At 76.5% G+C, this 26310-nt stretch carries 28 protein-coding genes; 15 read left to right on the forward strand and 13 right to left on the reverse strand.

The features are described from left to right. From ACUN9U_RS06875 to ACUN9U_RS06890, 4 genes are all read right to left on the reverse strand, one after another. Positions 1-645: LacI family DNA-binding transcriptional regulator (locus ACUN9U_RS06875; protein ID WP_445484194.1), on the reverse strand; the 645-nt coding region annotated here is incomplete at its 3' end. 57 nt (positions 646-702) lie between these two features. After that, positions 703-1746 (reverse strand): 4-hydroxythreonine-4-phosphate dehydrogenase PdxA, encoded by a 1044-nt coding sequence (pdxA, locus tag ACUN9U_RS06880; protein ID WP_445484195.1) that lies wholly within the window; start codon positions 1744-1746, stop codon positions 703-705. Next, positions 1743-3140 carry a four-carbon acid sugar kinase family protein gene (locus ACUN9U_RS06885; protein ID WP_445484196.1) on the reverse strand — a complete coding sequence of 466 codons (1398 nt, stop codon included), beginning with the start codon at positions 3138-3140 and terminating at the stop codon, positions 1743-1745. Before ACUN9U_RS06885 ends, pdxA begins: the two co-directional genes overlap by 4 nt. Before the next feature lie 183 nt (positions 3141-3323). Then, complete coding sequence (locus ACUN9U_RS06890; protein WP_445484197.1) at positions 3324-3569, reverse strand: hypothetical protein; 246 nt, start codon at positions 3567-3569, stop codon at positions 3324-3326. 120 nt (positions 3570-3689) lie between these two features. On the opposite strand from ACUN9U_RS06890, the gene ACUN9U_RS06895 reads away from it, so the two are divergent. Continuing rightward, positions 3690-4235 (forward strand): hypothetical protein, encoded by a 546-nt coding sequence (locus ACUN9U_RS06895; protein WP_445484198.1) that lies wholly within the window; start codon positions 3690-3692, stop codon positions 4233-4235. On the opposite strand, the gene ACUN9U_RS06900 is transcribed toward ACUN9U_RS06895, so the two are convergent. Further along, positions 4225-5073 carry a response regulator transcription factor gene (locus ACUN9U_RS06900; protein ID WP_445484199.1) on the reverse strand — a complete coding sequence of 283 codons (849 nt, stop codon included), beginning with the start codon at positions 5071-5073 and terminating at the stop codon, positions 4225-4227. The genes ACUN9U_RS06895 and ACUN9U_RS06900 overlap by 11 nt on opposite strands. Before the next feature lie 356 nt (positions 5074-5429). Here ACUN9U_RS06900 and ACUN9U_RS06905 point away from each other — a divergent pair, with 356 nt between their 5' ends. Both ACUN9U_RS06905 and ACUN9U_RS06910 read left to right on the forward strand, forming a co-directional pair. Continuing rightward, complete coding sequence (locus tag ACUN9U_RS06905) at positions 5430-6320, forward strand: hypothetical protein (protein ID WP_445484200.1); 891 nt, start codon at positions 5430-5432, stop codon at positions 6318-6320. A 91-nt stretch (positions 6321-6411) separates the two neighbouring features. Further along, positions 6412-7374 (forward strand): nitrilase-related carbon-nitrogen hydrolase, encoded by a 963-nt coding sequence (locus ACUN9U_RS06910; protein ID WP_445484201.1) that lies wholly within the window; start codon positions 6412-6414, stop codon positions 7372-7374. Positions 7375-7491: 117 nt separating this feature from the next. Here the strand turns inward: ACUN9U_RS06910 and ACUN9U_RS06915 are convergent, their stop codons facing one another. After that, the gene (locus tag ACUN9U_RS06915; RefSeq protein ID WP_445484202.1) at positions 7492-8322 is read right to left on the reverse strand and encodes a DeoR/GlpR family DNA-binding transcription regulator; all 831 of its coding nucleotides are present in this window, start codon (positions 8320-8322) and stop codon (positions 7492-7494) included. 153 nt (positions 8323-8475) lie between these two features. Between ACUN9U_RS06915 and melA the strand changes: the two genes are divergently transcribed. Beyond that, positions 8476-9798: an alpha-galactosidase gene (gene melA / locus ACUN9U_RS06920; protein WP_445484203.1), complete on the forward strand. Its 1323-nt coding sequence runs from the start codon at positions 8476-8478 to the stop codon at positions 9796-9798. After that, positions 9795-10682, forward strand: coding sequence for a class II fructose-bisphosphate aldolase (locus tag ACUN9U_RS06925; protein WP_445484204.1), 888 nt, complete (start codon positions 9795-9797; stop codon positions 10680-10682). The genes melA and ACUN9U_RS06925 overlap by 4 nt, the downstream gene beginning before the upstream one ends. Here the strand turns inward: ACUN9U_RS06925 and ACUN9U_RS06930 are convergent. Beyond that, a complete protein-coding gene (locus ACUN9U_RS06930; RefSeq protein WP_445484205.1) occupies positions 10669-11811 on the reverse strand; it encodes an amidohydrolase family protein in 1143 nt (380 codons plus the stop codon). The genes ACUN9U_RS06925 and ACUN9U_RS06930 overlap by 14 nt on opposite strands. A gap of 159 nt (positions 11812-11970) precedes the next feature. On the opposite strand from ACUN9U_RS06930, the gene ACUN9U_RS06935 reads away from it, so the two are divergent. The 6 genes from ACUN9U_RS06935 to ACUN9U_RS06960 are packed head-to-tail and all read left to right on the forward strand — an operon-like array spanning position 11971 to position 17785. Then, positions 11971-12855 (forward strand): SIS domain-containing protein, encoded by an 885-nt coding sequence (locus ACUN9U_RS06935; protein ID WP_445484206.1) that lies wholly within the window; start codon positions 11971-11973, stop codon positions 12853-12855. A 38-nt stretch (positions 12856-12893) separates the two neighbouring features. Next, the gene (locus ACUN9U_RS06940; RefSeq protein ID WP_445484207.1) at positions 12894-14201 is read left to right on the forward strand and encodes an ABC transporter substrate-binding protein; all 1308 of its coding nucleotides are present in this window, start codon (positions 12894-12896) and stop codon (positions 14199-14201) included. Continuing rightward, the gene (locus ACUN9U_RS06945; RefSeq protein ID WP_445484208.1) at positions 14198-15178 is read left to right on the forward strand and encodes a carbohydrate ABC transporter permease; all 981 of its coding nucleotides are present in this window, start codon (positions 14198-14200) and stop codon (positions 15176-15178) included. The genes ACUN9U_RS06940 and ACUN9U_RS06945 overlap by 4 nt, the downstream gene beginning before the upstream one ends. Next, positions 15178-15996, forward strand: coding sequence for a carbohydrate ABC transporter permease (locus tag ACUN9U_RS06950; RefSeq protein WP_445484209.1), 819 nt, complete (start codon positions 15178-15180; stop codon positions 15994-15996). The genes ACUN9U_RS06945 and ACUN9U_RS06950 overlap by 1 nt, the downstream gene beginning before the upstream one ends. After that, positions 15993-16898, forward strand: coding sequence for a carbohydrate kinase family protein (locus tag ACUN9U_RS06955; protein WP_445484210.1), 906 nt, complete (start codon positions 15993-15995; stop codon positions 16896-16898). The genes ACUN9U_RS06950 and ACUN9U_RS06955 overlap by 4 nt, the downstream gene beginning before the upstream one ends. Next, complete coding sequence (locus ACUN9U_RS06960; protein ID WP_445484211.1) at positions 16895-17785, forward strand: PfkB family carbohydrate kinase; 891 nt, start codon at positions 16895-16897, stop codon at positions 17783-17785. The genes ACUN9U_RS06955 and ACUN9U_RS06960 overlap by 4 nt, the downstream gene beginning before the upstream one ends. A 309-nt stretch (positions 17786-18094) precedes the next feature. Here ACUN9U_RS06960 and ACUN9U_RS06965 read toward each other — a convergent pair whose 3' ends face one another. Further along, positions 18095-18748 carry an AMIN-like domain-containing (lipo)protein gene (locus ACUN9U_RS06965; protein WP_445484212.1) on the reverse strand — a complete coding sequence of 218 codons (654 nt, stop codon included), beginning with the start codon at positions 18746-18748 and terminating at the stop codon, positions 18095-18097. Positions 18749-18821: 73 nt separating this feature from the next. Continuing rightward, the gene (locus ACUN9U_RS06970) at positions 18822-19049 is read right to left on the reverse strand and encodes a hypothetical protein (RefSeq protein ID WP_445484213.1); all 228 of its coding nucleotides are present in this window, start codon (positions 19047-19049) and stop codon (positions 18822-18824) included. Positions 19050-19154: 105 nt separating this feature from the next. On the opposite strand from ACUN9U_RS06970, the gene ACUN9U_RS06975 reads away from it, so the two are divergent. Continuing rightward, positions 19155-20048 carry a hypothetical protein gene (locus ACUN9U_RS06975; protein WP_445484214.1) on the forward strand — a complete coding sequence of 298 codons (894 nt, stop codon included), beginning with the start codon at positions 19155-19157 and terminating at the stop codon, positions 20046-20048. Between the two features lie 17 nt (positions 20049-20065). Here the strand turns inward: ACUN9U_RS06975 and ACUN9U_RS06980 are convergent, their stop codons facing one another. From ACUN9U_RS06980 to ACUN9U_RS06995, 4 genes are all read right to left on the reverse strand, one after another. Beyond that, the gene (locus ACUN9U_RS06980; protein ID WP_445484215.1) at positions 20066-21238 is read right to left on the reverse strand and encodes a cell wall-binding repeat-containing protein; all 1173 of its coding nucleotides are present in this window, start codon (positions 21236-21238) and stop codon (positions 20066-20068) included. A gap of 69 nt (positions 21239-21307) precedes the next feature. Further along, entirely contained in the window at positions 21308-21832 is a 525-nt protein-coding gene (locus ACUN9U_RS06985; protein WP_445484216.1) for a DinB family protein, read from the reverse strand. A gap of 9 nt (positions 21833-21841) precedes the next feature. Then, entirely contained in the window at positions 21842-22777 is a 936-nt protein-coding gene (locus ACUN9U_RS06990; RefSeq protein ID WP_445484217.1) for a DUF5996 family protein, read from the reverse strand. A gap of 13 nt (positions 22778-22790) precedes the next feature. Then, positions 22791-23159, reverse strand: coding sequence for a UBP-type zinc finger domain-containing protein (locus tag ACUN9U_RS06995; protein ID WP_445484218.1), 369 nt, complete (start codon positions 23157-23159; stop codon positions 22791-22793). A gap of 135 nt (positions 23160-23294) precedes the next feature. Here ACUN9U_RS06995 and ACUN9U_RS07000 point away from each other — a divergent pair, with 135 nt between their 5' ends. The 3 genes from ACUN9U_RS07000 to ACUN9U_RS07010 are packed head-to-tail and all read left to right on the forward strand — an operon-like array spanning position 23295 to position 26291. Continuing rightward, positions 23295-23702, forward strand: coding sequence for a VOC family protein (locus ACUN9U_RS07000; RefSeq protein ID WP_445484219.1), 408 nt, complete (start codon positions 23295-23297; stop codon positions 23700-23702). 56 nt (positions 23703-23758) lie between these two features. After that, a complete protein-coding gene (locus tag ACUN9U_RS07005; RefSeq protein WP_445484220.1) occupies positions 23759-25198 on the forward strand; it encodes a pyridoxal phosphate-dependent decarboxylase family protein in 1440 nt (479 codons plus the stop codon). A 22-nt stretch (positions 25199-25220) separates the two neighbouring features. Continuing rightward, the gene (locus ACUN9U_RS07010) at positions 25221-26291 is read left to right on the forward strand and encodes an exonuclease domain-containing protein (protein WP_445484221.1); all 1071 of its coding nucleotides are present in this window, start codon (positions 25221-25223) and stop codon (positions 26289-26291) included. Positions 26292-26310: the final 19 nt, after the last annotated feature.

Below are 26310 nucleotides of genomic sequence, written 5' to 3' on the forward strand. Positions count from 1 at the left end.
CAGGCGCACCTGCCCGTCCAGCCACTCCTGGTTGCCGGCCAGGTGCGCCACGTCCCGGTGGCCGAGCTCGACCAGGTGGCGGACCGCCAGCCGGGCGCCCAGCTCCTGGTCCTCGTAGAAGACGGTCACCCCGGGCTGGCTGGCCTCACCGGGGGCGAGCACCACGACGGGGATCTCCGAGGGGGTCTCCTGCGCGACGTGGGCCAGGTCCACGCGGGGGGCGATGACCACCACTCCCTCGACGCCGCGCTCCATGAAGTCGCCGAAGGTGTCGGCCACGAGGTCACGGCTCGGGTGGCTCATCGTGACCACGAGCGCGGTGTAGCCCGCCTCGCGCGCGGCGGACTCCACCGCGGTGAGCGTGCTGACCGGACCGAAGCGCGGCGAGGCGTCGGCGATGACGCCGATCGTGCGGGACCGGCTCGTCTTCAGCGCTCGCGCGGCGTCGTTGCGGTGGTAGCCGAGCCTGGCGACCACCTCGAGGACGTGCGCGCGCGTGGCGCTCGAGACGCGCGGGCCGTCGTTGATGACGCGGGACACGGTCTGGTAGGAGACCCCGGCCTCGCGCGCCACGTCCTTCAACGACGGCGGACGGTTCCTCGAGATCCCCCGCCCTCCTGCCGTGCCCACCAGCGCATCTTCCACCGACCGCCTCCTCGGACAGCACCGACCCCGGTCAGCAGACCAGGTCAGCAGCCCAGGTCAGCTCGACAGCTGGTCGGCGGCCTCCTGCGAGGCCCGCCACACCAGGTCCCACCCCGGCGCCAGCGCCGCGGCCCGCTCGCAGGCCAGGACCAGGCTCGTCTCCCGCGCGACGCCGGTGCCGGCGATGTCGAACGCCGTCCCGTGATCGACCGACACCCGCACCACCGGCAGCCCCACGGTGATGTTGACGCCCTGGTCGCCGTACACCGCCTTGAACGGCGCGTGGCCCTGGTCGTGGTAGCAGACGACCACCATCTGGTAGCGCCCCTTCACGGCCGCCGGCAGCAGCGCGTCAGCGGGCAGCGGGCCCACCGCGTTGACGCCGCGGGCGCGGGCCGCGGCGACGGCGGGCGCCAGCACGTCGGCGTCCTCGTCGCCGAACAGCCGCGACTCCCCCGCGTGCGGGTTCAGCCCCGCCAGCGCCACCTCGGCGTCCGGGCGCCCGAGCGTGCGGGTGAACGCCCCGGCCAGGCGCAGCACCGCCTCGGTGCGCTCGGGGGTGACGTCGTCGATGGCCCGGCGCAGCGAGACGTGCGTGGTCAGGTGGAACAGGTACAGGTCGCCCGCGGACAGCACGAGGCTGAAGTTGGTCACCCCGAACTCGTGGGCGAGCAGCTCGGTGTGCCCGGGGAACTGGTGGCCCGCGGCGTGCATCGCCGCCTTGTTCAGCGGTGCGGTGACGATGGCGTCGACGGCGCCGCGCTTGGCGAGGTCGCAGGCGGCCACCACGAAGCGGTAGGCGCCGTCGCCGGCCACCAGGCTGAGCTCACCGATCGGCACCTGCGGCATCGGGTCGCCGACCTGCACCACCTCCACCGTCCCGGGCTCGTTGGTCGCGGCGCGTGGGTCGTCCACCTGCCGGACGGCGCCCGGGTCGCCACCGGCGGCGACGACGGCGCGCCGCATGACGTCGACGTCGCCCAGCACCACCGGGACGCACCGCTGGCGCAGGTCGTCGTGGCCGAGCAGCGCCTTGGCGGTGATCTCCGGGCCGATGCCGGCGACGTCGCCGACGGTCACCGCGAGCACGGGCGTGGTCATGGCAGGTCCCTCCTGGGGTCCGTGGTGTGGTCCGTGGGCGGGTGGCTGAGCCTGCGGACGACGTCGAGCAGCGTGCCAGGTGCCCCGAAGCCCCCGGCCTTGGTGGCCAGCGGCAGGCCGGCGGCCACCCCGCCGAGGAGCACGCCGTGCGGCACGCCCTCCGCGAGCGCCCCGGACACCGCCAGGCCCGTGGCGCCCCAGCGCCGCACCAGCGCCTCGGCGCCGTCCCCGCCGACCGCGACGACGGCGCGCAGCGGCTCCCGCCCGTGCAGCGCGGCCGCGACGTCGGCCAGCGCGGCCGCGACGCCCGGAGCGGCCGCCGCCCCCTGGCGCTCAGCGGGCGCGGTGAGCACGAGCACGTCGGGCCGCGGCGGCCCGTCGGCGGCGGCGAGCCACCGGGCGCGGGCCCCGTCGTCCGCGAGGACGGCGTGGGAGGGCGCCAGGTGGGCGATCGCCCCGGGCCGACCGGTGCGGAGCACCCCCGTCTGCTCCCGGGCGACGTCGTGCAGCGAGCTCACCAGCACAAGCACCGCTCCCGCGCGGCGCACCGGGGCGCCGGTCAACTGCCGGGGTGACGGCGGCGTGCAGCGCCAGCGGGTGGCCAGGGCGCCCGCCAGCCCCGCCGAGCCCACCGGGACCAGCGCCGGACCACCAGCGGCGACCGCGGCGGCGACGACGTCGAGGTCGGCCTCGTTCCCCGCGTCCACGGTGACCACCCGGGCCCCGTCCCGGCCGCTGGTGGCCGCGAGGACGGCGGCCAGCAGCGCGCGCCCCGCGCGCTCCGGCGGGCCGGCGCCGAGGTGGCCGAGGTGCACGGCCCCGGGCAGCAGCTCGCCCAGGACGGAGGTGACGACCGGGGTCACCGGGTCGAGCCCGGCGGGCCCCTCCTCGAGGCGCCGACCACCCACCAGCGCGACGCCGTCGACGACGGTGCGCCCCATGGCCGGGTAGGCCGGGCAGACGACGGCGACGGCACGCCGATCGACTCCGCCGCCGTCGTCCAGCGCGTCCAGCGCACCCGCCACCTGGCTCGCGACGGAGCCGCGCAGCGTGGAGTCGACCTTGAGGTACAGGTGGGAGGCACCGCGCCCCTGCAGCCGGCGCACCGCAGCCGCCGTCACCGCCCTGGCGCCCTCCCCCAGCGCACGGGCGTCGGTCGAGACGGCCACGACCCCGTCCGCAGCGCCGGCGGGCCCGTCGTCCACCGGCCCGTCGTCCACCGGCCCGTCGTCCACCGGCCCGTCGTCCACCGGAGGGCCGCCCGGCAGGGCCAGCACCGTGGGCCAGCCCGCCGTGGCGAACTGCACCGCGGTGTCGGCGGAACCGGTCAGGTCGTCAGCGACGACGCCGACCCGCACCGGCGCCCGGGCTGGCTCAGGCACGGGCTCGAGCACGGGGCCACCCTCCCCTGCCGCTCCCGGCGCCGCGCGCCGTCGTCGTGCACCGCCAGGTGCGCGCGCGACGAGGCGGTCCGGGACCTTCCCGAGGTGGCCCTTCTGGCCCGGGCGACCGCACCACTCCTGAAGGGCCATCTCGGGAAGGTCCGCGAGGTCGCTCCCGCGAGCGCGCCGGGGAGGTCACCACCCCGCGGCGACACGGGTGAAGAAGGCCGCCTTCCGCACCTCGTACTCCTCGACAGGCAGCGCCTTCAGCGCGTCGCACCCCTCGCGGGGCCCCGCGTCCGCCGCCAGCAGCGACGTGCCGCCGACCAGGCGCAGCTCCCCGCCCAGCCTGGCGCCGTCCAGCAGGAGGCGCTCGGCCGCGAGCGCGTCGGCCGCCTGCTGCAGCAGGGCCTCGGAGCGCACGAGGTGGGCAGCGGACACGGTCGTCGACTGTCGCAGACGAGGGGCGCGTACGCGCTTCGCCGTACAGACGGCCGCGCTGCGCCTGCCTAGCGTCCGTAGTGCCCAGGAACGACGAGCAGGGAGGTCACGATGGCTCGCATGAGGGTCGTCCTCGAGGACGTCTCGTGCGCCGACACCGAGGACGTCAGCGGCGGCGACGAGTTCTACCTGGCGGGGGCGGTCACCGACGGGGCGCAGAGCAGTGGGGTGCTGACGCGGCCGCTGTCCATCAACGACCGGCAGACCCAGCGCTTCGGCGTGGGCGGGGGCACGGTCTTCGACGCCGACGTGCCCGACGGCCGGCTGCTCAAGGTGGCCCTGGTCGCCTTCGACGAGGACGCCGGCAAGGACTGGGAGCGGCGCGGGGAGACGGTCACGAAGATCGGTCAGGCGGTCTCCGCCGGCCTGTCGAAGGTCCCCCACCCCTACACGACGGGGGCGGCGGTGGTGCTGCCCTTCGCGATCGCCGCGGTCGGGGGCGTCATGAGCCTGGACGGCGACGACGAGCTCGGGCAGCACCTGCGCGAGTTTCCCGTGGGGGCGGTGGCTGCCGGGTCGCACCAGCAGGTGTGGTCGCTGCGCGGAGGGTCGAGCTGGTGGTCGCGCTGGCGGTACACGGTGCGGTACCAGGTGCTCAAGGGCTGACCGCGCCGACCGCTGCGACGGGGCTGGCCGTGGTGGTCGTGGCGCCTCCCGGGGCGCGGTCGCGCCACCGGGCGAGCGCCTCCAGGCGCGTGGAGGCGCCGAGCTTGGCGTGGATGTGCTCCACGTGCTTGCTGACCGTGCGCGGGCTGCACCCGAGGAGGCGCGCCGCCTGCCCGCAGGTGCGCCCCGCGGCCAGGAGCGCCATCACCTCCTGCTCCCGGGCGGTGAGCAGCGGCGGGACGTCGACGACGGCGTCAGCCACGACCACCCAGCGCGGCGTGGGGACGGCCTGCAGGGCGAGGTGCCAGCCACCGCGGCGCTGCAGCCGCCCGGCGGCCGCGACCAGGAAGGGGCGCACCGCCGCCAGCCTGTCGCGCTCGCGGTCGGTGAAAGGCGCCCCGACGCGGAAGCAGCTGACCGCGCGGCGCACCGACCCGGCGGCCGTCAGCAGGCAGGCGAGCTGGTCGTCGGCACCCAGGCCGCGCAGCGACTCGCGGTAGACCCGCGACCTCTGCCAGGTGGCCTGGCTCTGCAGGTCGGTGATGCGCAGCACGGGGTGGGTGTGCAGGTGGTGCAGCTGCTGGATGAAGGGGTGATCCGGCATCTCCGCGGCGTAGCCGTCCAGCCTGCTCAGGGGGAAGGCGTCGGCGGGCCAGACCACGTTGAGCTCGCGGGGCAGCGCGAGGTCGACGTCGTGGTGGACCACCCCGTCGGCGCCGACGAGGGCGGCGAGGGCCGGCATCGCCGCGGACTGGAAGTCCTCCCAGGTGTCCACCGCCGCCAGCAGGCCGGCCACCTCGAGGACCTGCAGCAGGTCACCGGAGGCGAGCCCGGACATGCCGCGAGGGTGAGGCAGTCACACACAGTTGTCAAGAGGTCACACGACGGCAGGGATGACTGACGCACGAGGAGGCAGGCGTGAGCACGGACGTGGACGTCGACGCGGTCGGCGGTGCGACCGCGGGCGGCGCCGGGGATGACCTGGCTCCACCGGACGGCCGCCCAGCAGGGGCGGACGGCGCAGGCGAGGCGCCGTCGCACCTAGCAGCACCGCGTGCCGAGGCCGCCCCCCAGCAGTGGCCCCCGTGCTGCGCGGCCCGCACAGCGGTCTGCCCGAGGCTCGAGGCCGGGTGGACAGCGCTGCCCAAGGCTCCCGATGTCCCGGCACGGCCGCTGCACGTCTGGCAGGCGCAGGTGCTGACCCGCTGCGGCGAGCTGCGCGCGGGCTGGGAGGCGCTCCCGGCGGTGTGCACCGTCCGGCACGCCGCCTCCTTCGGCGCCCTGCTGCGGGCGGCCGAGGAGGCCGCGAGCACCCGGCCCTCGTGGCTCGCCAGGCTGCGCGGTGGTCAGGTGGAACGCGCCTGGGGCAGCGTGCACACCGCGGAGGCGCTGCTGCTGGGCTGGCGCTCACCCGGTTCCGCGTGCGCCGGCGCCGCAGGGCTGCGAGGGCCTGCCGGCGGAGGCGGCGGCGTCGGTGGAGGCGGCCCGACGGCCCCGCCCCCCACGCTCCTCACGAGCACGCTGCTCCAAGCGCGGGGCGCCTCCGCCGCCCGCCACGTGCGCGCCCGCAGCTTCCGGAACAGCGTGCTGCTCGCGGCAGGGGCCCTGCTGGTCGCCGTCTGCACGCTGGTCGCCCTCGGGGCCGTGGCGCCCGGCGCACTCCCCCTGCGCGACGCGGGCCCGCGCGGTGCAGACCTGCTGGTCGTATCGCTGGTCGGCGCCGCTGCCGGCGCGTTCACCGGGCTGACCTCCTTCTCGCGCCTGCGCGGCACCTCGACCCCGTACGCGGTGCCGATGGCGCTCGCGCTGCTCAAGGCGCCGGCGGGAGCGCTCAGCGCCGTCCTCGGGTTGCTGCTGGTCCGCTCCGGCCTGGGGGTGGGCGTCCTGGGCGCGGGCACCTGGACCGACGTGCTGGCGTGGGCCGTGGTGCTCGGCGCCTCCCAGCAGCTGCTGACGAGGCTGGCGGACATCCGCGGCCAGGCGGTGCTCACCTCGGCGCAGGGCCCGAGGACCGGGCCGACAGGTGGACCGGGCGGCGGAGGCGGACCGGGTGGAGGCGGCGCACCGCCGCCTGACGGCCTCTGACGCGCGCGCCCCGGCGCGCGTCCCCCGCAGCGGCTCGGCGCGGCCCTAGCCTCCGCTCACCACCGCTGCGCGAGCCGTCGAGGAGCCCGTCGTGAGCCGTCCGCTGCCCTGCCAGCCCACCGCCGCGGACAGGTCCGGCCCCCCGTCACGGCCTAGGCCGACGACGACGGCGCGCGTCGCCGCCGTCCAGCTCGCGCCGGCGCTGCTGGACCTGCCCGGCAACGCCCGCAGGACGGCGGCGGCCGTCGCCGAGGCCGTCGACGCCGGGGCCGACGTCGTCGTCCTGCCCGAGCTGGCGACCTCCGGCTACGCCCTCGCCGACACCGCGGAGGCCCGCTCGGTGGCGGTCCCGGCCGACAGCGCGGTGCTCGCCGGCTGGGCCGCGGCCTGCCGGCGGCGCCCCGGTGCCGTGGTGGTCGGCGGGTTCTGCGAGCTCGGCGAGGACGGGCGGGTGCACAACAGCGCCGCCGTCGTCGACGGCTCCGGGGTGCGCGCGGTCTACCGCAAGGCGCACCTGTGGGACGCCGAGCGCCTGCTCTTCACCCCCGGCGACGCTGCGCCGCCGGTCGTCGAGACCGCGCACGGCCGGATCAGCACGCTCATCTGCTACGACCTCAGCTTTCCGGAGTGGGCGCGCACCGCCGTCCTGGCCGGCGCCGACCTGCTCGCGGTGCCGACCAACTGGGCGCTCGGAGCGCGCCCGGCCGGTGAGCGGCCGATCGGGCAGGTGGTGGCCATGGCCGCCGCGCGCGCCGGCCACCTCGCCGTGGTCTGCACCGACCGCACCGGGCACGAGCGCGGCACGGAGTGGACCGAGGGCACCTGCGTGGTCGGCGCCGACGGCTGGGTGCTCGCCGAAGCGGGCCCCGGTGCCGCCACGGCGTGGGCCGACGTCGACCTGCGCGCCTCCCGCGACCGGCGCGCCGGCGCCCTCGGCGACCTGCTCGGCGACCGGCGCCCGGAGCTGTACGGAGCCCTGTCCGCGCCGCGCGTGCACCTGCCCGCGCAGCGCGACGCCCACGACCCGGTGCCCGTGGGCACCGGAGGCCGCTGAGCGGGCCTGCCCGAGGGGTCGCCCCAGGACGTGGCAGGAACGGTCAGGCCACCGCGCGCGAGCGGTGACGCCAGAAGGGCCACCTCCGGAAGGTCCGCAGCGGTGCTCCCGCCGCGGTCACCGAGGTGGGCCGCCCCGCCCCCGCGCCGGGTTGACGACGGTCACCTCCACGCCGGCGGCGCGCACTTGCTCGAGCACCTCGGGGTCGGCGGAGGTGTCGGTGACCAGGGCGTCGACGTGGTCGAGCCCGACGACGTGGGCGAAGGCGAGGTGCCCCACCTTGGAGCCGTCGGCGACCACCACCACCCGCTGGGCGTGCACGACCATGGCGTGGTTGGTGCGCGCCTCGGTCTCGTCGTGGGTGGTGACGCCGGCGGCGGTGATGCCGTCGGCGCCGAGGATCGCCGTCCCGAGGTTGATGGCGGAGAAGGTGTTCTCCGCGAGCTGCCCGACCAGCTCGAGGGACTCCGGGCGCAGGATGCCGCCCGTCATCATGATCTTCATCTGCGGGAAGCTCGTCACCAGCTGGGCGATGGAGAGCGAGTTGGTGACGATCGTCAGCTCGGTGTGGCCCGACAGCGCCCGCGCGACGGCGCCCGTGGTGGTGCCGCCGGAGAGGGCGATGGCGTAGCGGTGCCGCGGCACGGTCTGGGCGACGGCGGCGGCGATGGCGCGCTTGGCCTCCTGGTGGCGGGTGCCGCGCAGGCTGACGGGGACCTCGCCGCCTGAGTCGACGGCGCGCGCTCCCCCGTGGGTGCGCAGCAGCAGCCGCTGGTCGCCCAGGGCGGCGAGGTCGCGCCGGACGGTGGCGTGGGAGGTGCCGAGGGCCTCGGCCAGCTCGGTGAGGGAGACCTCGCCGCGCTCGGCGACGAGGTCGAGGATCGCCAGCATCCGCCGCGAGCGCTTGCCCGAGGCCGCCGGCCTGGCGTCACCGACCACCACCGCCACCCGCCCGCCCCCCTCTCGTCCCCGTGAGCGCCCCCGTCAGCGACCCCGTCAGAGCTCTAGATCGCTCACTATGATTGCACACCTTGCACGCTTTCTGCTCATGTCGTTGCGCGGAGTGCGCGGCTGACGCCACCATCCGACCGTGATCCGAGCATGAGCCGCATCGTCTTCATCGGCGCCGGCAGCGCCGTCTTCACCCGCCAGCTGGTCACCGACCTGCTGCGGATGCCCGACCTGCCGGTGCTCGACCTCGTCCTGCACGACGTCGACCCCGACCGCCTCGAGGTCGCCCGCGGCACCGCCGAGCAGCTCTCCCGGCGCCTGGGCCGCGAGCTGCGCGTCAGCGCCGAGACGGACCGCCGCCGCGCCGTCGACGGCGCCGACGTGGTGGTCAACATGGTCCAGGTCGGCGGCATCGCCTCCACCCGCACCGACCTGGAGGTGCCCGCCCGCCACGGGCTGCGCCAGACCATCGGCGACACCACCGGCGTCGGCGGCGTCTTCCGGGCGCTGCGCACCTTCCCGCTGCTCAGCGGCCTGGCCCGCGACCTGGCCGAGCTGGCGCCCGAGGCGTGGCTGCTCAACTACACCAACCCGATGACCATGAACGTCTGGTGGCTGGCGGCGGTGGCGCCGCGGCTGCGGGCCGTGGGGCTGTGCCACTCGGTGCACTGGACGGCCGTGGACCTGTGCGCGCTGGTCGGCGTGCCGCTGGAGGGCACCACCTACCGCGCCGCGGGCGTGAACCACCAGTCGTGGCTGTACCAGTGGGAGCGCGACGGCGCCTCGCTGTACCCGCTGCTGCGCGAGCGCATCGCCGCCGACCCCGAGCTGGAGCGCCGCGTGCGCGTGGAGGTCTTCCGGCGGATCGGGTACTACCCCACCGAGACCTCCGAGCACTCCAGCGAGTACCTCTCCTGGTTCCTGCGCGACGACGCGCAGGTGGAGCGGTTCCGGCTGCGCCCCAGCGAGTACCTGGGCATCAGCGAGGACAACGTCGCCGAGTACGAGGCGGCCCGCGCCGCGCTGGCCGAGGGCCGCGACCTGGAGCTGCACGACGCCGACGACGCCGCCGAGTACGCCCCGCAGGTCATCCACTCCCTGCTCACCGGCACCGAGCGGGAGATCCACGCCAACGTCGTCAACCGCGGGCTCGTCGAGAACCTGCCGCAGGGCGCCGTGGTGGAGGTGCCCGCGCGCCTGTCGGGCGCCGGCGTCGAGCCGGTCGCGGTGGGTTCGGTCCCGCTGGCGGGAGCGGCGCACAACCGCACCCAGCTGTCCGTGGCGGAGATGACCGTGCAGGCGGCGCTCACCGGGGACCGCGACCTGGTGCGCCAGGCGCTGCTGGTGGACCCCAACGCCTCCTCCACCCTGACGCCCGCGCAGCTGTGGGACCTCACCGACGAGCTGTTCACCGCCCACGCCGACCTGCTGCCCACCACCCTGGGCGGCCGCACCGAGCTGGTGCTCCCGTGACGCTGCGGGCCACCGAGGACCTCGTGGCCGCCGCGGTGGCGCGCGGGGGCGCCGTCCCGGCGGTCAACGTCATCACCCTCGAGCACGCCGAGGCGATCGTCGACGGCGCCGCCGACGCCGGTGCCGACGTGCTGCTCCAGGTCAGCCAGAACGCGGTGAAGTACCACGGCGGGGCCCTGCGGCCGCTGCTCGCGGCGTGCCGGGAGCTGGCTGCGGGCGCCCCCGTCGGCGTCGCCGTCCACCTGGACCACCTCGACGACCCGCAGCTCGTGGCCGCCGCCATCGACCTCGGCGGTGGTCCCGGCGGCGCAGCGGGCGGAGCGCAGCACGGCCCGTACGGGCACAGCTCCCTCATGGTCGACTTCTCGGTGCTGCCCTACGCCGAGAACCTGCGGGCGACGGCGGAGGCCACCGCGCGGGCGCACGCCGCCGGCCTGTGGGTGGAGGCCGAGCTCGGCGAGGTCGGCGGCAAGGACGGCGCGCACGCCCCCGGGGTGCGTACCGACCCCGGCGAGGCCGCGGCGTTCGTGGCGGCCACGGGCGTGGACGCCCTCGCCGTCGCCGTGGGCTCCTCGCACGCGATGACCTCGCGCACGGCGTCCCTCGACGTCGAGCTGGTCGCTCTCCTGGCGGCGGCCGTGCCGGTGCCCCTGGTGCTGCACGGCTCCTCCGGGGTGCCCGACGACGTGCTGGCCGCGGCCGTGCGCGCGGGCATCCGCAAGGTCAACGTGGGCACCGCGCTCAACGTGGCGGGGACCGCAGCGCTGCGGCGGGTGCTGGACGCCGACGCCGCCCTGGTCGACCCCCGCCGGCCGCTGCGGGAGTCGCGGGCGGCCATGGCGGGGGTCGTCACGGCCCTGTGCCGCACCCTCAGCGCGGCGTGAGCCCCAGCACGCTGCGGGCGTTCTCCCGGTAGAGCGCCCGCAGCGCGCCCTCGCCCAGGCCCAGCCCGGAGACGGTCCAGCGCCCCTGCGGCGGCACGTCCTCCTCGGGGGCGTAGGGGAAGGCCTCATCGAGGGTCTCGAAGAACCGGAAGTGCAGGCGCAGCGCGGCGGCGTCGAGGGGGAAGGCGTCGGTGCCGAACAGCACCCGGTCCCCGAAGCGCTCCAGCAGCGCCGCGGTGCGCCGGGGCTGGCGCCCCAGCTCGGCCAGGCGCCCGCCGGTGTCGACGCTGTAGTGCGGCGCCGCGGCCAGCAGCGCCTCGACCAGGTCGAGGCGCTCGGCGGCGCACCCGACGTGCGCGCCGACGACGCGCGTGCCCGGGCACGCGAGCACCAGGCGGGCGTGCGCGGCGAGCAGCTCGTCGAAGCCCGGGTGCACCGCGGGGTCGCCGAACCACCACTCGGGGTTGCCCAGCAGCTCCTCCAGGCGCTCGTTGCGCTCGTCGAGGGGGTCGAAGAAGGCGACCGGGTCAGCGGTGTGCACCAGCACCGGCAGCCCGAGCTGCCCGGCGGTGGAGAGCACCTCGACCACGCGCGGGTCGTCGGGGGCCACCAGCGCGCCGCCGGCGTCGCGCACGGACAGGCCGAGGTCCTTCCACACCTTGACCCCGCGCGCCCCGCGGGCTGCGGACTCGCGCAGCTGGCCCACCAGCGCCTCCAGCCCGCCCGGCTCGGCCAGGCGCGCCCACTCGACCTGGCAGAACGTCAGGAAGCGCCCCGGGTGCGCCTCGTCGTAGCGGGCCAGGTTGGCGGACAGCTCGCCGCCCCACATCCCGTCGAGGTTGACGACGGCCTCCACGCCGGTGGCGTCCAGGACGGCGACCAGCGCGCCGACGTCCTCGACCATCCACGGCGCCGTCCCGGCGCGCCAGTCCCCGCCGGTGAGCCAGCGGCCGAGGTGGTTGTGGACGTCGACGGCGGGCACCGCGGCGCGCCGGACCTCCGTGGCCGGTGCCCGCAGCTGCTGGCGCGGCGTCCACCGGGTCAGGGGCAGGTCGCGCAGGCGCTCGAGGTCGGGCGCGGACGGGTCTGGTGCGGACAGGTCCGGTGCGGGCGGGTCGGGCGTGGTCATCGGAAACCTCCCTGCAATCAACGATCACCAGGACTGAGCGTTTTGCGCAGAGTGCTTGTCGTTCGCTCAGTTGGTGAGCATCATCGTGGCACCGCTGCGAGGACGCAGCCCCGGACGCCGCACAGACCGCCAGACCACCCAGCAGGGAGCCCGACACCGATGAGCCTGACCTCCGACGAGATCGCCAGCCAGCCCGAGGTGTGGCGCGAGGCCCTGGCCGGCCTGGCCGCGGCGCGCGAGCTGCTCGCCGCCCCCGGCGAGCGGGTGCTGGTGCTCGGCTGCGGCACCTCGGCCTTCGTCGCCGAGTCCGTGGCCGCGCTGCGCGAGGCCGCGGGCCTGGGGGTGACCGACGCCGGCTACGCCTCCGAGCCCCGCGCCTGGCGCGACTGGGACCGCGTGGTGCTGCTCTCGCGCTCGGGCACCACCACCGAGGTGCTCGAGGCGGCGCAGGCGCTGCCCGCGGGGGTCCGCACGGTCGCCGTCACCGGCGTGGCCGACTCCCCCGTCGCCCGCCTCGCCGACGACGTGCTGCTGCTCGACTTCGCCGACGAGCGCTCGGTGGTGCAGACCCGCTTCCCCACCACCGTGCTGGTGCTGGCCCGGGCGGCCTTCGGGGAGGACGTCGCCCCCGCCGTCGCCCAGGCCGAGCTGGTGCTCGGCGAGCCGCTGGACCTGCCGGTGGCCCTGGACGAGCTCGACCACGTCGTCTACCTGGGCACCGGGTGGACCCGCGGCCTGGCGCAGGAGGCGGCGCTGAAGGTCCGCGAGGCGGCGCAGGCGTGGGCGGAGTCCTACCCGCTGCTGGACTACCGCCACGGGCCGCTGGCCGTGGCCCACCGCGGCAGCCTGGTGTGGATGCTCGGCGCCGCCGACGAGCGGCTCGCCGCCGAGGTCGAGGCGACCGGCGCCGCCGTCCGGCTGGGCCACCTCGACCCGCTGGTGGAGCTGGTGCAGGCCCAGCGCCTCGCCGTCGAGCTGGCCGGGCACCGGGGACTGGACCCCGACAGCCCCCGCCACCTGACGCGCTCCATCATCCTCGCCTGAGCCCCCCACCCACCGACGACGACGGGAGCGGAACTGTGATGAAGCAGGCCCTGCGCACCACCGCGGCACTGGCCGCGGCCCTCCTCGCGGCCGGCGGGCTCGCCGCCTGCAGCGGCGGAGGAGGCGGCGCCACCACCCTGGACCCCGAGGCCGACGTGACCATCACCTGGTGGACCGGCCAGACCGACGAGGCCCACGACATCCTCACCGGCCTGGCCGAGGAGTTCGAGGGCGAGCACCCCAACGTCACCATCGACGTCTCCCAGGGCGCCTCCAGCACCGAGGAGCTGCTGCAGAAGCTCTCCGCGGGCTTCGCCAGCGGCTCCTACCCCGACATGTCCTACGCCTTCGGCTCCTGGGCCAGCCAGCTGGAGTCCACCGGGCGCACCCTGGACATCACCGAGGCCACCCAGGACCCCGAGCTGGGCTGGGAGGAGTTCAGCGAGGCCGCGCGCGCCACGGTGCAGCCCACGGGGGAGAAGGTCATCGGCTTCCCGGCCCTGGTCGACAACCTCTCCCTCATCTACAACAAGACCGTGTTCGACGCCGCGGGCCAGCCCTACCCGACCGAGGACTGGACCTGGGAGGACTTCCGCGCCGCCGCGAAGGCGACCACGGACGAGGCCAGCGGCACCTACGGCTACGCCTACTCCGTCTCCGGCTCGGAGGAGACCACCTGGCAGTTCTGGCCGCACCTGTGGCAGCGGGGCGGCTCCATCCTCTCCGAGGACGGCACGACCGCCGCCTTCGACTCCCCCGAGGGCGTGGAGGCGCTGGAGTACCTGCGCACCCTCGCCGTGGACGACCGCAGCGTCTACCTCGACCAGACCGACACCAAGTTCGCCCAGCTCTTCGCCGCCGACAAGATCGCCATGATGACGTCGGGACCGTGGCAGCTGTACGACCTCGGCGTGGCCGGCACCCAGTACGGCGTGGTGCAGCTGCCGGGGGTCGACGGGGACCACCAGACCGTCTCCGGGCCCGACATCTGGGCGCTGTTCGACCACCGCGACGCCAACCGCGCCTACTGGACCACCGAGTTCGCCGCGTGGCTGACCTCCCCCGAGCAGGACGAGCGCTGGAACGTCGCGTACGGCAACCTGCCGCTGCGGGCCAGCGAGATCGACTCGGCGGCCTTCGCCGAGCAGGTCGCGGCGATGCCCGGCCTGGAGGTCATGGCCGCCAACGGCGCCAACGCCGAGCAGGCCCGGCCCACCGTGCCCGGCTACGTGGGGCTGTCCGAGGCCGTGGCCCGCGCCATCGGCCAGGTGCTGCAGGGACAGGGCACCCCGCAGGAGGCGCTGGCGCAGGCCGCCGACGAGGCCGACGAGGCGCTGGCCCGATGACGCTGCTGCAGCGGCGCACCGCCGGACCGGAGCACCCCGGCGGCCCCGAGGACGACGACGGCGCGGGCGCGGCCGTGCCCGCCCGCCGGCCGAAGGGCTTCGTGGCCGGGCTGCGCGCCGACCTGCCCGGCTGGCTGTTCGTGCTGCCGGCCACGGTGCTGGTGCTCGGCCTGTCGGTCTTCCCCGCCGGGTGGGCCTTCCTCATCTCCCTGCAGGACTGGGACGGCTTCAGCCCGCCGGAGCTGGTGGGGACGGCGAACTACGCCGAGCTGGCCACCGACCCCGGCTTCTGGGACGCGGTGCGCAACAGCGGGGTCTACGCCGTGCTCTTCGTGCCCGCCTCGGTGCTGGCCGGGCTCTTCCTGGCCGTGGCGCTGAACCGGCGGATCCGCTTCATCGGCTTCTACCGCACGGCGATCTTCGTGCCGTTCGTGGCGTCGGCAGCCGCCACCGGCATCCTGTCGACCTACCTGTTCTCCCCGCAGTTCGGACTGGTCAACAACGTGCTGCGCCACCTGGGGCTGCCCCCGCAGGGCTGGCTGGAGGACCCGGCGCAGGCGATGGTGGTCATCGCGGTGATGTCGCTGTGGGGGCAGGCCGCCTTCACCACCGTGCTCTACCTCGCGGCGCTGCAGGACGTGCCGCCCGAGCTGGTCGAGGCTGCGCGCATCGACGGCGCCACCCGCTGGCAGGCCTTCTGGATGGTCGTGTGGCCGCAGCTGTCGGCGGTGACGGTCTTCACGACCATCTGGCAGACCATCGGGGCCTTCCAGCTGTTCGACCTCGTCTACACCACCACCCGCGGCGGACCGCTGGACGCCACCACCACGGTCGTCTACTTCCTGTGGGAGAAGGCCTTCCGCAGCCTGGAGTTCGGCTACGGCTCCGCGGTGGCCTACGCGCTGTTCGCCATCACGCTGCTCGTCACCGCCGGCGCGGTGCTCTACGCGCGCCGGCGCGGGACGGAGGCCTTCTGATGCGGGTGCGCCGCCGGCCCAGCGGCTGGCACCTGGTGCTGGCGCCGCTGGCCTTGCTGTTCCTGCTGCCGTTCGTGCAGATGGTGCTGGCCTCGCTGTCCCCCGCCAAGGAGCTGGTGACCTACCCGCCGCCGTTCGTGCCCTCCCGGCTCGACCTGGGCGGGTACCGCTCGCTGCTGACCGACACCGACGTCCTGCGGTGGCTGCTCAACACCGCCGTGGTGGCCGCCACCGCGATCGCCTCGCACCTGGTGCTGTGCTCGCTGGCCGGCTACGGCTTCGCCCGGCTGCACTTCCGCGGGCGCACGGTGGGCCTGTTCCTCGTGCTGGCCACCATCATGATCCCCACCCAGCTGCTGATGATCCCGACCTACGTGCTGTTCGCCCGCCTCGGGCTGGTCGACGGGCTGGGGGCGGCGATCGTGCCCTGGCTGGCCAGCGCCTTCGGCATCTTCCTCATGCGCCAGTTCTTCCTCTCCATCCCCCGCGAGGTGGAGGAGGCCGGCCGCATCGACGGCGCCAACCGCTGGCAGGTCTACCGCCACCTCGTGCTGCCGCTGGCCCGCCCGGCGCTGGCGACCCTGGCGGTCTTCACCCTGCTCGGCTCGTGGAACGACCTGGTGTGGCCGCTGATCGCCATCAACGACGACAGCGCCTTCACCCTGCAGCTGGGCATCGCCAACTTCCAGAGCACCCGGCGCACCGAGTGGTCGCTGCTCATGGCCGGCAACGTCGTCGCGACGCTGCCGCTGGTGCTTTTCTTCCTGGTCGCGCAGAAGCAGTTCGTGGCGACGATGACCCTGTCGGGGCTGAAGTGAGCGGGCCGCTGCCCGTGCTCGTCGTCGGCGACGCCAACGCCGACCTCGTGCTGCGCGGCGACGTCGTCCCCCGCTTCGGGCAGGCCGAGCAGCTGCTGGAGGCCGCCGACGTCGTCCTGGGCGGCAGCGCCGCGATCGTCGCGCACGGCCTGGCCCGCCTGGGTGTGCCCGTGCGGCTGGCCGCCGTCGTCGGCGACGACGCCTTCGGGGAGGCGACGACGACGGCGCTGCGCGCGGCCGGCGTCGACACCTCCGGCGTGCGGGTGCAGCCCGGCGGGGCCACGGGCCTGTCGGTCGTCCTCGCCCCGGCGCACACCGGCGGTGACCGCGCGATCCTCACCCTGCCCGGCACCGTGCCCGCGCTGCGGCCCGACGACGTCGAGGTGCGCGACGCCACCTGGGTGCACTCCGCCTCCCCCTTCCTCATGCCCGCCTTCACCGAGCACCTCGCGGCGGTGCTGGCGAGCGCCCGGGCCGCGGGCGCCCGCACCAGCCTGGACACCAACTGGGACCCCGCCGAGCGGTGGACGGCGGTGGGCGAGGCGCTGCGGCACGTCGACGTGCTGATGCCCAACCGCTCCGAGCTGGCCGCGCTGCGCGCCAGCGGCGCCCTGGCGCACGCCGGGCGGCTGCGCGTCGTGCTCAAGGACGGCGCCGCCGGGGGCCGCTCCAGCGGACCGGACGGGCCGGACGTCGCGGCGCCCGGCCTGGCCGTCGACGTCGTGGACACCACCGGCGCGGGCGACAGCTTCGACGCCGGCTACCTCGCCGCGGTCTCCCACGGCGTGCGCGACGAGGCCGAGCGGGTGCGCTGGGCCGCCGTGGCCGGCTCGCTGTCCACCCGCGCCGCGGGCGGCACCGCCGCCCAGCCCGACCTCGCCGAGCTGCGGAGCCACCTGTGAGCGGCCTGGTGGTGCTGCTGGCGGCCCCGGCGCTCGACGTCACCCACCTCGTCTCCGGGGTGGCCCCCGGGGCGGTGCACCGCCCGCAGGAGGTGCTGCGCCTGGCCGGCGGCAAGGGCCTGAACCTCGCGAGGGCCGCCGCCGCGCTGGGCACGCCGGTGCGGGTGGTCGCGCCGCTGGGCGGGCCCACCGGGGTGCGGGTCGCCGAGGCGGCCCGCGCCGAGGGGCTCGACCTGGTGGCCGTGCCGGTGGCCGGGGAGACGCGCACGTGCTTCACCGCCGCCACCGGCGACGGGGCGCCCACCGACTTCTACGAGCCCGCAGCACCCCTCGCGGCGCCGGAGGCGGCGGCGCTGCTCGCGGCGCTGCGCGACGCGCCGCTGCGCGGGTGGACCGTGGTCTCCGGCAGCCTGCCCGCCGGCCTGGACCCCGCCGCGGTGGCGGCGGTGCTGCGCGGGCGGCGGGCCGCCGGTGACGCCGTGGCCGTCGACACCCACGGCGCCGCGCTGGCGGTGCTCGTCCAGGACGGCCCCGACCTGGTCAAGGTCAACCGCGCCGAGGCCTCCGCGCTGCTGGGCGAGGAGCACCTGGACCTCGCCGCGGCGACCGCAGCGCTGGTGCGCCGCACCGGCGGCGCGGTGGTGGTCACCGACGGGGAGGCGGGCGCGGTGGGCGCGGACCCGTCCGCCGTCGTCCGGGTGCCGCCCCACCCCTGCCGGGGCGGGTACCCCACCGGCAGCGGCGACGCCCACCTCGCGGGCCTGCTGACGGCCCTCTCCCGCGGGCAGGACCTGCGCAGCGCCCTTTTGGCCGCGGCGGCGGCGGGCGCCGCGAACGCCGCCGTGCCGGGCGCGGGGCGCCTGGCGCAGCACGTGCTGACGGCCTGAGCGGCCCGGGCTGAGGGGATGGGGCCCGCCTGTTACGGCTGCGTCACCATCTGGTGACCTCCGGCTCGCCTCCCCCCGCGGCGGCGCGAGGGCGCGCACCATCGGCAGACGGCGTCGGGAGCCCCCGCAGGGGGTGGCGCCGAGCGCCCTGCCCACCGCGAGCCAGGAGGAGCCACCATGCCGACACCCGAGGAGTTCGCGCTGGCCTGGGCGCGGTCCTGCTACGCCGAGTCCCGCCTGGACGGCAAGCGCGCGCTGGACGCCCTCCTCGACGAACGGCTGGCCGAGGAGGCCTGACCCCGCTGGGGCTCAGCGCGGGTGGGCGACGTCGATGACGAGGCGGGGGTGCGCCCCACCGATCTCGAAGACCCGCAGCCCGCTGACCCGGGACGCTGCCCCGGTCCGCACGCCGACGCCCACCTGGACGGTCGCCTCGAAGCTGGGTGAGAGGTAGGTCGAGCGGACCGCGGGCAGCCGCGGCGCCGTGCGGCGGGCCGCCTCGAACCTGTCGGCGCCGAGGAGCACGACCTCCAGCACCCGCTCGCCCTGCAGCGGCACGACGCGGCCGCTGCCGTCGGCGCGCAGGCGCTCGCCGCGGGCCAGCCAGCGCACGCGGTACTCCGGGACGCCGCCGGCGAAGTCGATGACCACCCTGTCGAAGCAGGCGTGCCGTCCGGTGCGCAGGCCGGTGACCGTGGCGTGCGCCACGGCGCCGTCCGAGCGGGGCGGCGAGGTGCGCGGGGAGCTGTCCGTGGGCGCGCCGAGCCCCGTGCTCCCCGCCTGCGCGCAGCGCACGGCCGCTGGGGCCGCCTGCACCGTGCTGGTCAGCGCCGCCGGGCGCGTCTGCGCCTGGGCGGCAGGAGTCGCGCCGGGGAGTCCCGCCGCACCGCCCACGACCAGCGCCAGCGAGCAGCCCCCGCTGGCCACCACCCGCCACACCGCTCGGAAGCGCCCCGCGTCCATGCAGGTGAGTACCCGTTCCCGCACGACGCGCCACCACGACACGCCGTGCGCCGACACACCGGCCGGCGCCTCGTCAGCGGCCCGGGTGCGGTCCGTCGTGGTGGCCGTGGTGCTCGACGTCCTCGTGCGGCCCGGGGTTGCCGCTGCCCTGGCGCGGCGCGTCGGCGTCGAGGTCGTCGGGCCCGGGGTTGCTGTCGCCGCGGCGGGGCAGGTCGGCGTCCAGGTCGTCGGGGCCGGGGTTGCTGTCGCCCCGGTGCGGGACGTGGGGGCCGAGGTCGTCGGGGCCGGGGTTGCTCGTCATGTCGCGCCTCCTCGCGCTCGCGGCCAGCAGCGCCGCTGACCACCGCCCACCCTGCCCCCGCCCGGGGCGGAGCGCCAGGGGCCGGCGGGCGTGAGACCGTGGGCGATGGCCCGGAGGGCGCACGAGGACGTCGAGGTCCCGCTGGTCGACCTCGACGCGCCCTGCCCCCGCGCCGCCAGCGCGGCGCAGGCCCCGCCCCGGCACGTCCAGCGACGGCGGCGCGCCGCCGTGCTCGCCGCTGCGGCGCTGCTCGCCGCCGTCGTCGTCGACCTGCTCGCGCCGGGCCGGCCGGCGCCGCCGCCGGGGCCGCGGCCGCCGGTGACCGCCGAGCAGCAGTTCACCGTGCTGTCCCAGCCGCAGGTGCCCGGCACGGGGCTGCCGGACGCCTCGCTCGCGGCGGCGGTGGGGGTGGTGCCGGGGTCGGAGCGGCTGCTGGCGGTGGCGCCGGACGCCTCGTTCTGGGTGTCGCGCGGCAGGGCGGGCAGGGTCTGCCTGGTGGTGGTGCCCTCCCGTCCCGGAAGCAGCCGTGGGGGTGCGTGCGCTGCGCCGTCGGTGGTGGCGCGCGGTCTGCGGTACAGCACCGCGTCGGGCCCCGGCGCGGCGCTGCTGCCGGTGGGCAGCGACGCCACCGCCACCGTGCGCGCCGGGTACGCCCAGCTGGCGCCCGGGGTGTGGGTGGACGCCCGCACGGCCGAGCGCACCGCCGAGGCGCGGGTGCGCAGCGCCTCGCGGCAGACCGTGGTGGTGCCGGCGGACGGGCGCCGCGGCAGCAGGGCGCTGCCGTACATGCTCACCACCGAGGGCACCCGCTACGCCGTGGTGCTCACCTGCCTGCGGCCGGCGCCGCTGGAGGTGGCCGTGGACGGTGAGGCGCCGCAGCGGCGGACCTGCCCGGCGGGGGGCACGGTGGGCCGCTTCACCGGGCGCGGGCAGCTGGTGCAGGTGAGCGTCGAGGTGCCCGACGACGTCGTGTGGGCCGCCGAGGTGGTCGAGGACTGAGCCTCCGCGGGACGGAGCTAGACCGTCTCGCAGCCGACGCCGTCGCCGTCCCTGTCGAACTTGTCCTCGAACCCCGGGTCGCCGCGGCGGATCGGCGCCTTGCCGGCGGCGCGGACGGCGTCGCAGTTCGCGTACAGCGACCCGCCGGAGGGCGAGGGCGCCGGTGACGAGGACGGCGCGGGTGCCGGGACCGCCGCCGGCAGGGCGCAGACCCGCCCGCGCAGGGCGTCCTCGCTGAGCACCGCGGTGCCGCCCAGACCGACGACCTCCTCGACGCCCATCGCGCCGATCGCGTCAGCGGTGACCTGCGGCAGGCAGTCCGGGCGGGTCAGCAGCAGCGGCACGCCCAGCGCGGCGCCGGCGAGGGCGTCGGGGAAGTTGAGCCCGCTGGCCAGCAGCGTGCCGGGAGAGGTGGGGCTGACGTCGCGGGCGACCTTCGCGGCGGTGGCGTACCGGTCGCCGCCGCTGATGCGGCGGACCGTCCCGGGCCAGGCGGCCTCCAGCTGGGCCTGGACCGCCGGGGAGATGACGGCCTCGCCGCCGACCACGGTGATGCGGGTGGGCTCGAGGGCCTCCAGCGCCGCGAGGCTGCTCGGCGGGAGGGCGCCCTTGGTGGTGAGCACCAGCGGCGCCAGGTCCGCGGCGCCCGCAGCCCCGGCGGCGAGGGCGTCCGGGAAGCCCTCGCCGGAGGCGACGTAGACCTCGTCGGCTCCGCCGGCGAACTCCTGCTCGGCGACGGCCGCCGCGGTGCCGTAGCGGTCGTCACCGGAGATGCGGTGGGCGCCGTCGATGGTCCGGGAGCCCACCTCGCCGTAGACGGCGTCGCTGACGGCGGTCCTGCCGCCGACCACCAGGGCGCGGTGTGGCCGCAGGCGCACCAGCTCCTTGGTGGTCGCCGCGGGCACGCGGTCGGCCGTGACGGTCAGCAGAGGCGCGTCGTACAGCGAGGCCAGCGGCGCCGCCGCCAGGGCGTCGGCGAAGCTGGTGCCGTTGACGACGACGACGTCGTACGCCCCGTCCGGCCACGCGTTCGCCGAGACGGTCGCCGCGGTGGCGTAGCGGTCGTCGCCCGCCCACCGGTCGGTGGTGAGCGCCTGCGCCGGCGCGCCGGCTGCCACCAGCGCTCCCACCGCCAGCGCTGCCGCCGCTGCGGCCCGCGCCCCGTGCCGGACCCCTCGTCTGTCGACCACACCAGCACCCTCGCAGGCGGCAGGCCCGCGGCGGAGGAGAACGCGCCGGTGAGCCTCAGGCCCTGCGGATCAGGAGGAGCGCTGCACGTCGTGGAGGTGGTGCACCGGGTCGTGCAGGAAGTACAGGGCGAGGCTCTCGACGGTGAAGGCGCTGCCGTCCGAGCGCAGGCCCGGCCGCTGCAGGTCCTCGGGCGGGACCGCGGCGAAGGCGTCGGCAGCGGCCTCGCCCGCCGCGAGCAGCTGCTCGGCGACCACGGCCGGGTCCTGCTCGGCGTAGCGCTCCTGCTCCGCGGTGGCGTCCTGGTCCCAGTTGGCGAAGCGCGGGGCGTCCTGCTCGCGCATGAGCGCCAGCCGCTCGGTGAAGATCGTGAAGACGTCGCGGACGTGGGCGGCGTACTCCAGCACCGACCAGCGGTCCGGGCTCTGGCGCTGCGCAGCGCCGGGGCGCTGCAGCTCCGCGGGCCACGCGGCGGCGTTGCGCCGCACCAGCGCCGGGACGTCGGAGAAGGCGACGGCCGCGGCGTCGAAGCCGCACTCCGCGCAGGGGCGCTGCAGCACCCAGGTCCAGTCCTTGGTGTCCGGGACGATCGCCACGCGCGGAGGCTACTGGCGCTCGCGGTGGCGCCAGCGGTCCGGGTCGACCTCCAGCGCCGCCCTATCCCACCCGGCGCGGTCGGCCGCGGCCTCGTAGGTGCGCTGCAGGAAGGCCATCAGCGTCGCGTCCGGGTCGGCCGCGGTCCGCACCGCCTCGTACGGCAGCCGGTACTGCCCGCCCTCGGTGCTGTAGACCGACCCCTCCGGCAGCCCGGTCGCCTCCTGGAAGCCGTCGGGCTCGGGGTAGGCGTAGGCGTAGAAGGCGCCCTCCTCCCCGCCGCCGGGCCAGAAGCCGCAGCTGCTGAGCTCGTGGGAGTAGCCCTCGACCATCACCCAGTCCCCGCAGTTCGGGGCACCGCCGGGGTGCTCGGGCGCGGGCCGCCCGGAGAAGCGGGTGCACGCCAGGTCCATCGAGCCCCAGAAGAAGTGCACCGGGCTGACCTTGCCGGCGAAGCGCGCCCGGAACCGTCCCAGGACGCGGTCGGCGGCCAGCAGCTGGCGCCAGAAGAGGTGCACGGCGTCGGGGTCGTAGGCGGTGTGCTGGTGGTCGTCCGCGAACGGGATGGACGGGTCGACCTCGTTGGGCCGCGGCTGGCGCGGCCTGTCGATGCCCAGGGCGTCCAGCGCGGCGACCACCTCGGCGTAGAAGTCGGCCACGGGCCGCTCGCGCAGCGCCACCTCGCGCCGCTCCCCTCCGCTGGTGCGCACGACCAGGCGGTGGTCGACCAGGTCGAGCTCCAGGTCGGCCACACCGGAGCCGACCGGCAGCGCCGACGTCGTCAGCCCGCGCGCGCTGACGTACAGCGCGCTGTTCCACCAGTGGTTCACCAGCGGCGCGTGCGCGAGACGCACCTTGCCGACCACCTGCGTGACCATGTGCAGCGTCTCGCGGGTGGGCGCCCAGTCCCCCACGCGCAGCGCGGGCCACGCCTCCGTCGTCGTCATCTACGGCGTGGCCTCAGGCGTGCAGGTGCTGCTGCCAGTCGGCCGGCACCGCGCCGGCCGGGCCGGGGGCGGGCTGGTCGGCGGGGTGGCTGCGCGGCTCGCGCAGCTGCGGCCCGCGCGCGTAGGTCTGGTCGCGGTAGTCCCACATCCAGTCCTCGCCGGGCTCGAAGCTCTGCACCACCCGGTGCCCCGTGGCCTGCGCGTGCGCGGTGGCGTGCTGGGACGGGGAGGAGTCGCAGCACCCGACGTTCCCGCACGCCGCGCAGCGCCGCAGGTGGAACCACCAGCCGGTCGGCTGCGCCGCGAGGCAGTCCGCGCAGCCGTCCCCGCTGGGCGCGGCGTCCGGGTCGACCACGGGCTCGGCGTCCCACTCGACAGGCACGGAGGTCCTCCTCGTCTCGCGGCGCCGTCCCCCGGCGCCTCCGGCGGCGCTGCCGCCCATCCACGGCCACACCGCCGCCCCGCGTCAAGACCCCGCGGCCACGGCGCTGTCACCGCGGGGTGGCAGCCTCGGGACATGGCCGACGACGACGATGACGCCCGCCCCCGCCTGCGCCTGACCGCGCTGACGTTCGCCTCCTCCGACCCCCGGCGCCTCGCGGGCTTCTACGCGCGGCTGCTCGGGCACGAGGTGACCACGGACGAGCCGGGGTGGGTGCAGGTCGGTCCCGGCCCCGCCTTCGGCGGGACGCTGAGCTTCGAGCTCGACCGCGCCTTCACCCGCCCGGCGTGGCCGAGCGTGCCGGGCGGGCAGAACGCCACCGCGCACCTCGACATCGAGGTGGACGACCTCGAGGCCGCCGTCGCGTGGGCGGTGCGAGTCGGCGCGGAGGTCGACAGCTTCCAGCCGCAGGACGACGTGCGCGTGATGCGCGACCCCGACGGGCACCCCTTCTGCCTGTACCTGCCGGAGCAGGACGACTAGGCCCTTCTGCGGGGGGCCTCGCGGGTCTACCGTCGGGACCGACTCGGGAGGCCCCCATGGCGGTGGACGTCGACGACTACCGACCGGCGCTGCAGGCGGCAGCCGGCCACGCGCAGCGCTGGCTGGAAGGGGTGGGCACCCGGCCGGTGCGTCCCAGCGCGACCGCCGACGAGCTCGCGGGCCGGCTGGCCGTCCCTCTCCCCGCCGAGGGCGCGCCGCCGCAGCAGGTGGTCGACGAGCTGGCCACCACCGCGGAGCCGGGACTCCTGGCCATCCAGTCCGGCCGCTTCTTCGGCTGGGTGATGGGCGGCACGCTGCCCGCGGCGCTCGCAGCGGACTGGCTGGTCAGCGCGTGGGACCAGAACGCCGGGCTGCGCTACGCCACCCCTGCGGTCGCGGCGCTCGAGGAGGCGGCGGCGGGCTGGGTGCTGGAGCTGCTCGGCCTGCCCCGCGGGTCCGGAGTCGGCTTCACCACCGGCGCGACCACCGCGAACTTCACGTGCCTCGCCGCCGCACGCTCCCGCGTGCTGCGAGACGTCGGGTGGGACCTCGACGCCGACGGCCTCACCGGCGGCCCGCGGGTGCACGTGCTGGTGGGCGCCGAGCGCCACGACACCGTCGACCTCGCCCTGCGCTACCTGGGGCTGGGCCGGCCGGCGGTCGTGGCGGCCGACGACCAGGGGCGGGTCGAGGTGACGGCCCTGCGGACGGCGCTGGCGGCGGTGCCGCGCGAGGCGCCGCTCATCGTCTGCCTGCAGGCGGGGAACGTGCACTCCGGCGCCTTCGACCCCTTCACCGAGGCGGTCGCTGCAGTCCGAGAGTCGCGCAGCCCCGGTGGGAGGGCCGGCGAGGGTGGTGCAGCCGCGACGTGGGTGCACGTCGACGGCGCCTTCGGGCTGTGGGCAGCCGCCTGCCCGGAGCTGCGCCACCTGACCTCAGGCGTGGCGGGCGCCGACTCGTGGACCACCGACGCCCACAAGACGCTCAACACCCCCTACGACTGCGGCATCGCCGCGGTGCGCGAGCCGGCCGACCTGCGCCGGGCGATGGGCGTGCACACCAGCTACCTCGTGGCCGACGTGACGGGCGCCGGTGATCCCCTCGAGCACGTGCCGGAGCTCTCCCGACGGGCGCGGGGGGTGCCGGTGTGGGCGGCGCTGCGGTCACTGGGCTCCGACGGCGTCGCGCGGCTGGTCGGCGGGCTCGCGGCGAACGCGCGCGCTCTCGCCGGGGGGATCGCGGACGTCCCGGGCGCGACGGTGCTCAACGACGTCGTCCACACCCAGGTCTGCGTGGCCTTCGAGGACGACGAGCGCACCCGGGCGGTCACGCAGCGCCTGCTCGCCGGCGGCGAGGCGTGGATGTCGGGCTCGCGCTGGAGAGGGCGCGACGTCATGCGGATCTCGGTGAGCAACGCGGCCACCGACGCCGAGGACGTCCGCCGCTCCGTCCAGGCAGTCCGAGCAGCAGCGACGGAGCGTGCGCTGACCGGGTGAGCAGACCACGTAGCGTGACGGGGTGCACTTCCCCGGCACCCCTGGCTTCGCCGTGCTCGACCTGGAGACGACCGGCCTCTCCCCGCGCACCGAGCGCGTCGTGGAGGTGGCCGTCGTCCACGTCTCCCCCGGCGGCGAGCTGGGCGCGCAGTGGTCGACGCTGGTCCACCCCGGCCGCCCGACCGTCGGGGCCACGCACGTGCACGGCATCCGCCCCGCCGACGTGCGCTCGGCCCCGCGCTTCGCCGACGTCGTGGCACCGCTGGTCGAGGTGCTGGCGGGCCGGGTGCTCGTGGCGCACAACGCCCGCTTCGACGTGCCGTTCCTGCGGGCCGAGCTCGAGCGCGCCGGCGTGCTCATGCCCGAGGTCGCCCAGCTGTGCACGCTCGCCGAGAGCCGGCGCCACCTGCCGCACCTGCTGCGGCGCAAGCTGGCCGACTGCTGCGCCGCCGCGGGCGTGCGGCTCACCGGCGCCCACTCCGCCCTCGGCGACGCGCGCGCCACCGCGGAGCTGCTCGCCTGCTACCTGCGCGCCGGTGGGCCTGACGCCCACGCCGACCTCCTGCGCCGGGCGACGACGACGGCGTGGCCGCCGGTCGCACTGCCGGCGGCTGCTGCGGCGCTGAGGCCCCGCGGGTCGGTGGGCGGGGACAGGTCCAGCAGCCCGGTCCCGTTATCACGATCCGTGGCAGCGCCCTCCTCGCAGCCGCTGCCCGCGCTCCGCGCCGGCGACGCCGTCGTCTTCACCGGCGGCGACCCCGACGTCCGCGCCGACCTCGAGGCCCGCTGCCGCGAGCGCGGCCTGCGCGTCACCAGCGCCGTCTCGCGCCGCACGGTGCTGCTCGTCACCGACGACGTGCGCTCCGGCACCCGCAAGGCCACCCGCGCCCTCGAGCTCGGGACGCCGGTCGCCGACCTCGCCACCGCCGCGGCGCTCGTCGACGCCCTGCCCGTCGACGCCCTGGCCCTCGACGCCCTGGCCATCGACGACAGCTCGCTCGGGAGCGCGCCGGCCGTCATCGACCTGCGCCCGCGCCGCGCCGGCTCGCCGGCCGCGGCGGTCGGGCGCACGATGGCGACCCGGACGCGGTAGGGCCGCCTCGCAGCCCGCA

Source organism: Quadrisphaera sp. KR29, from assembly GCF_052644995.1.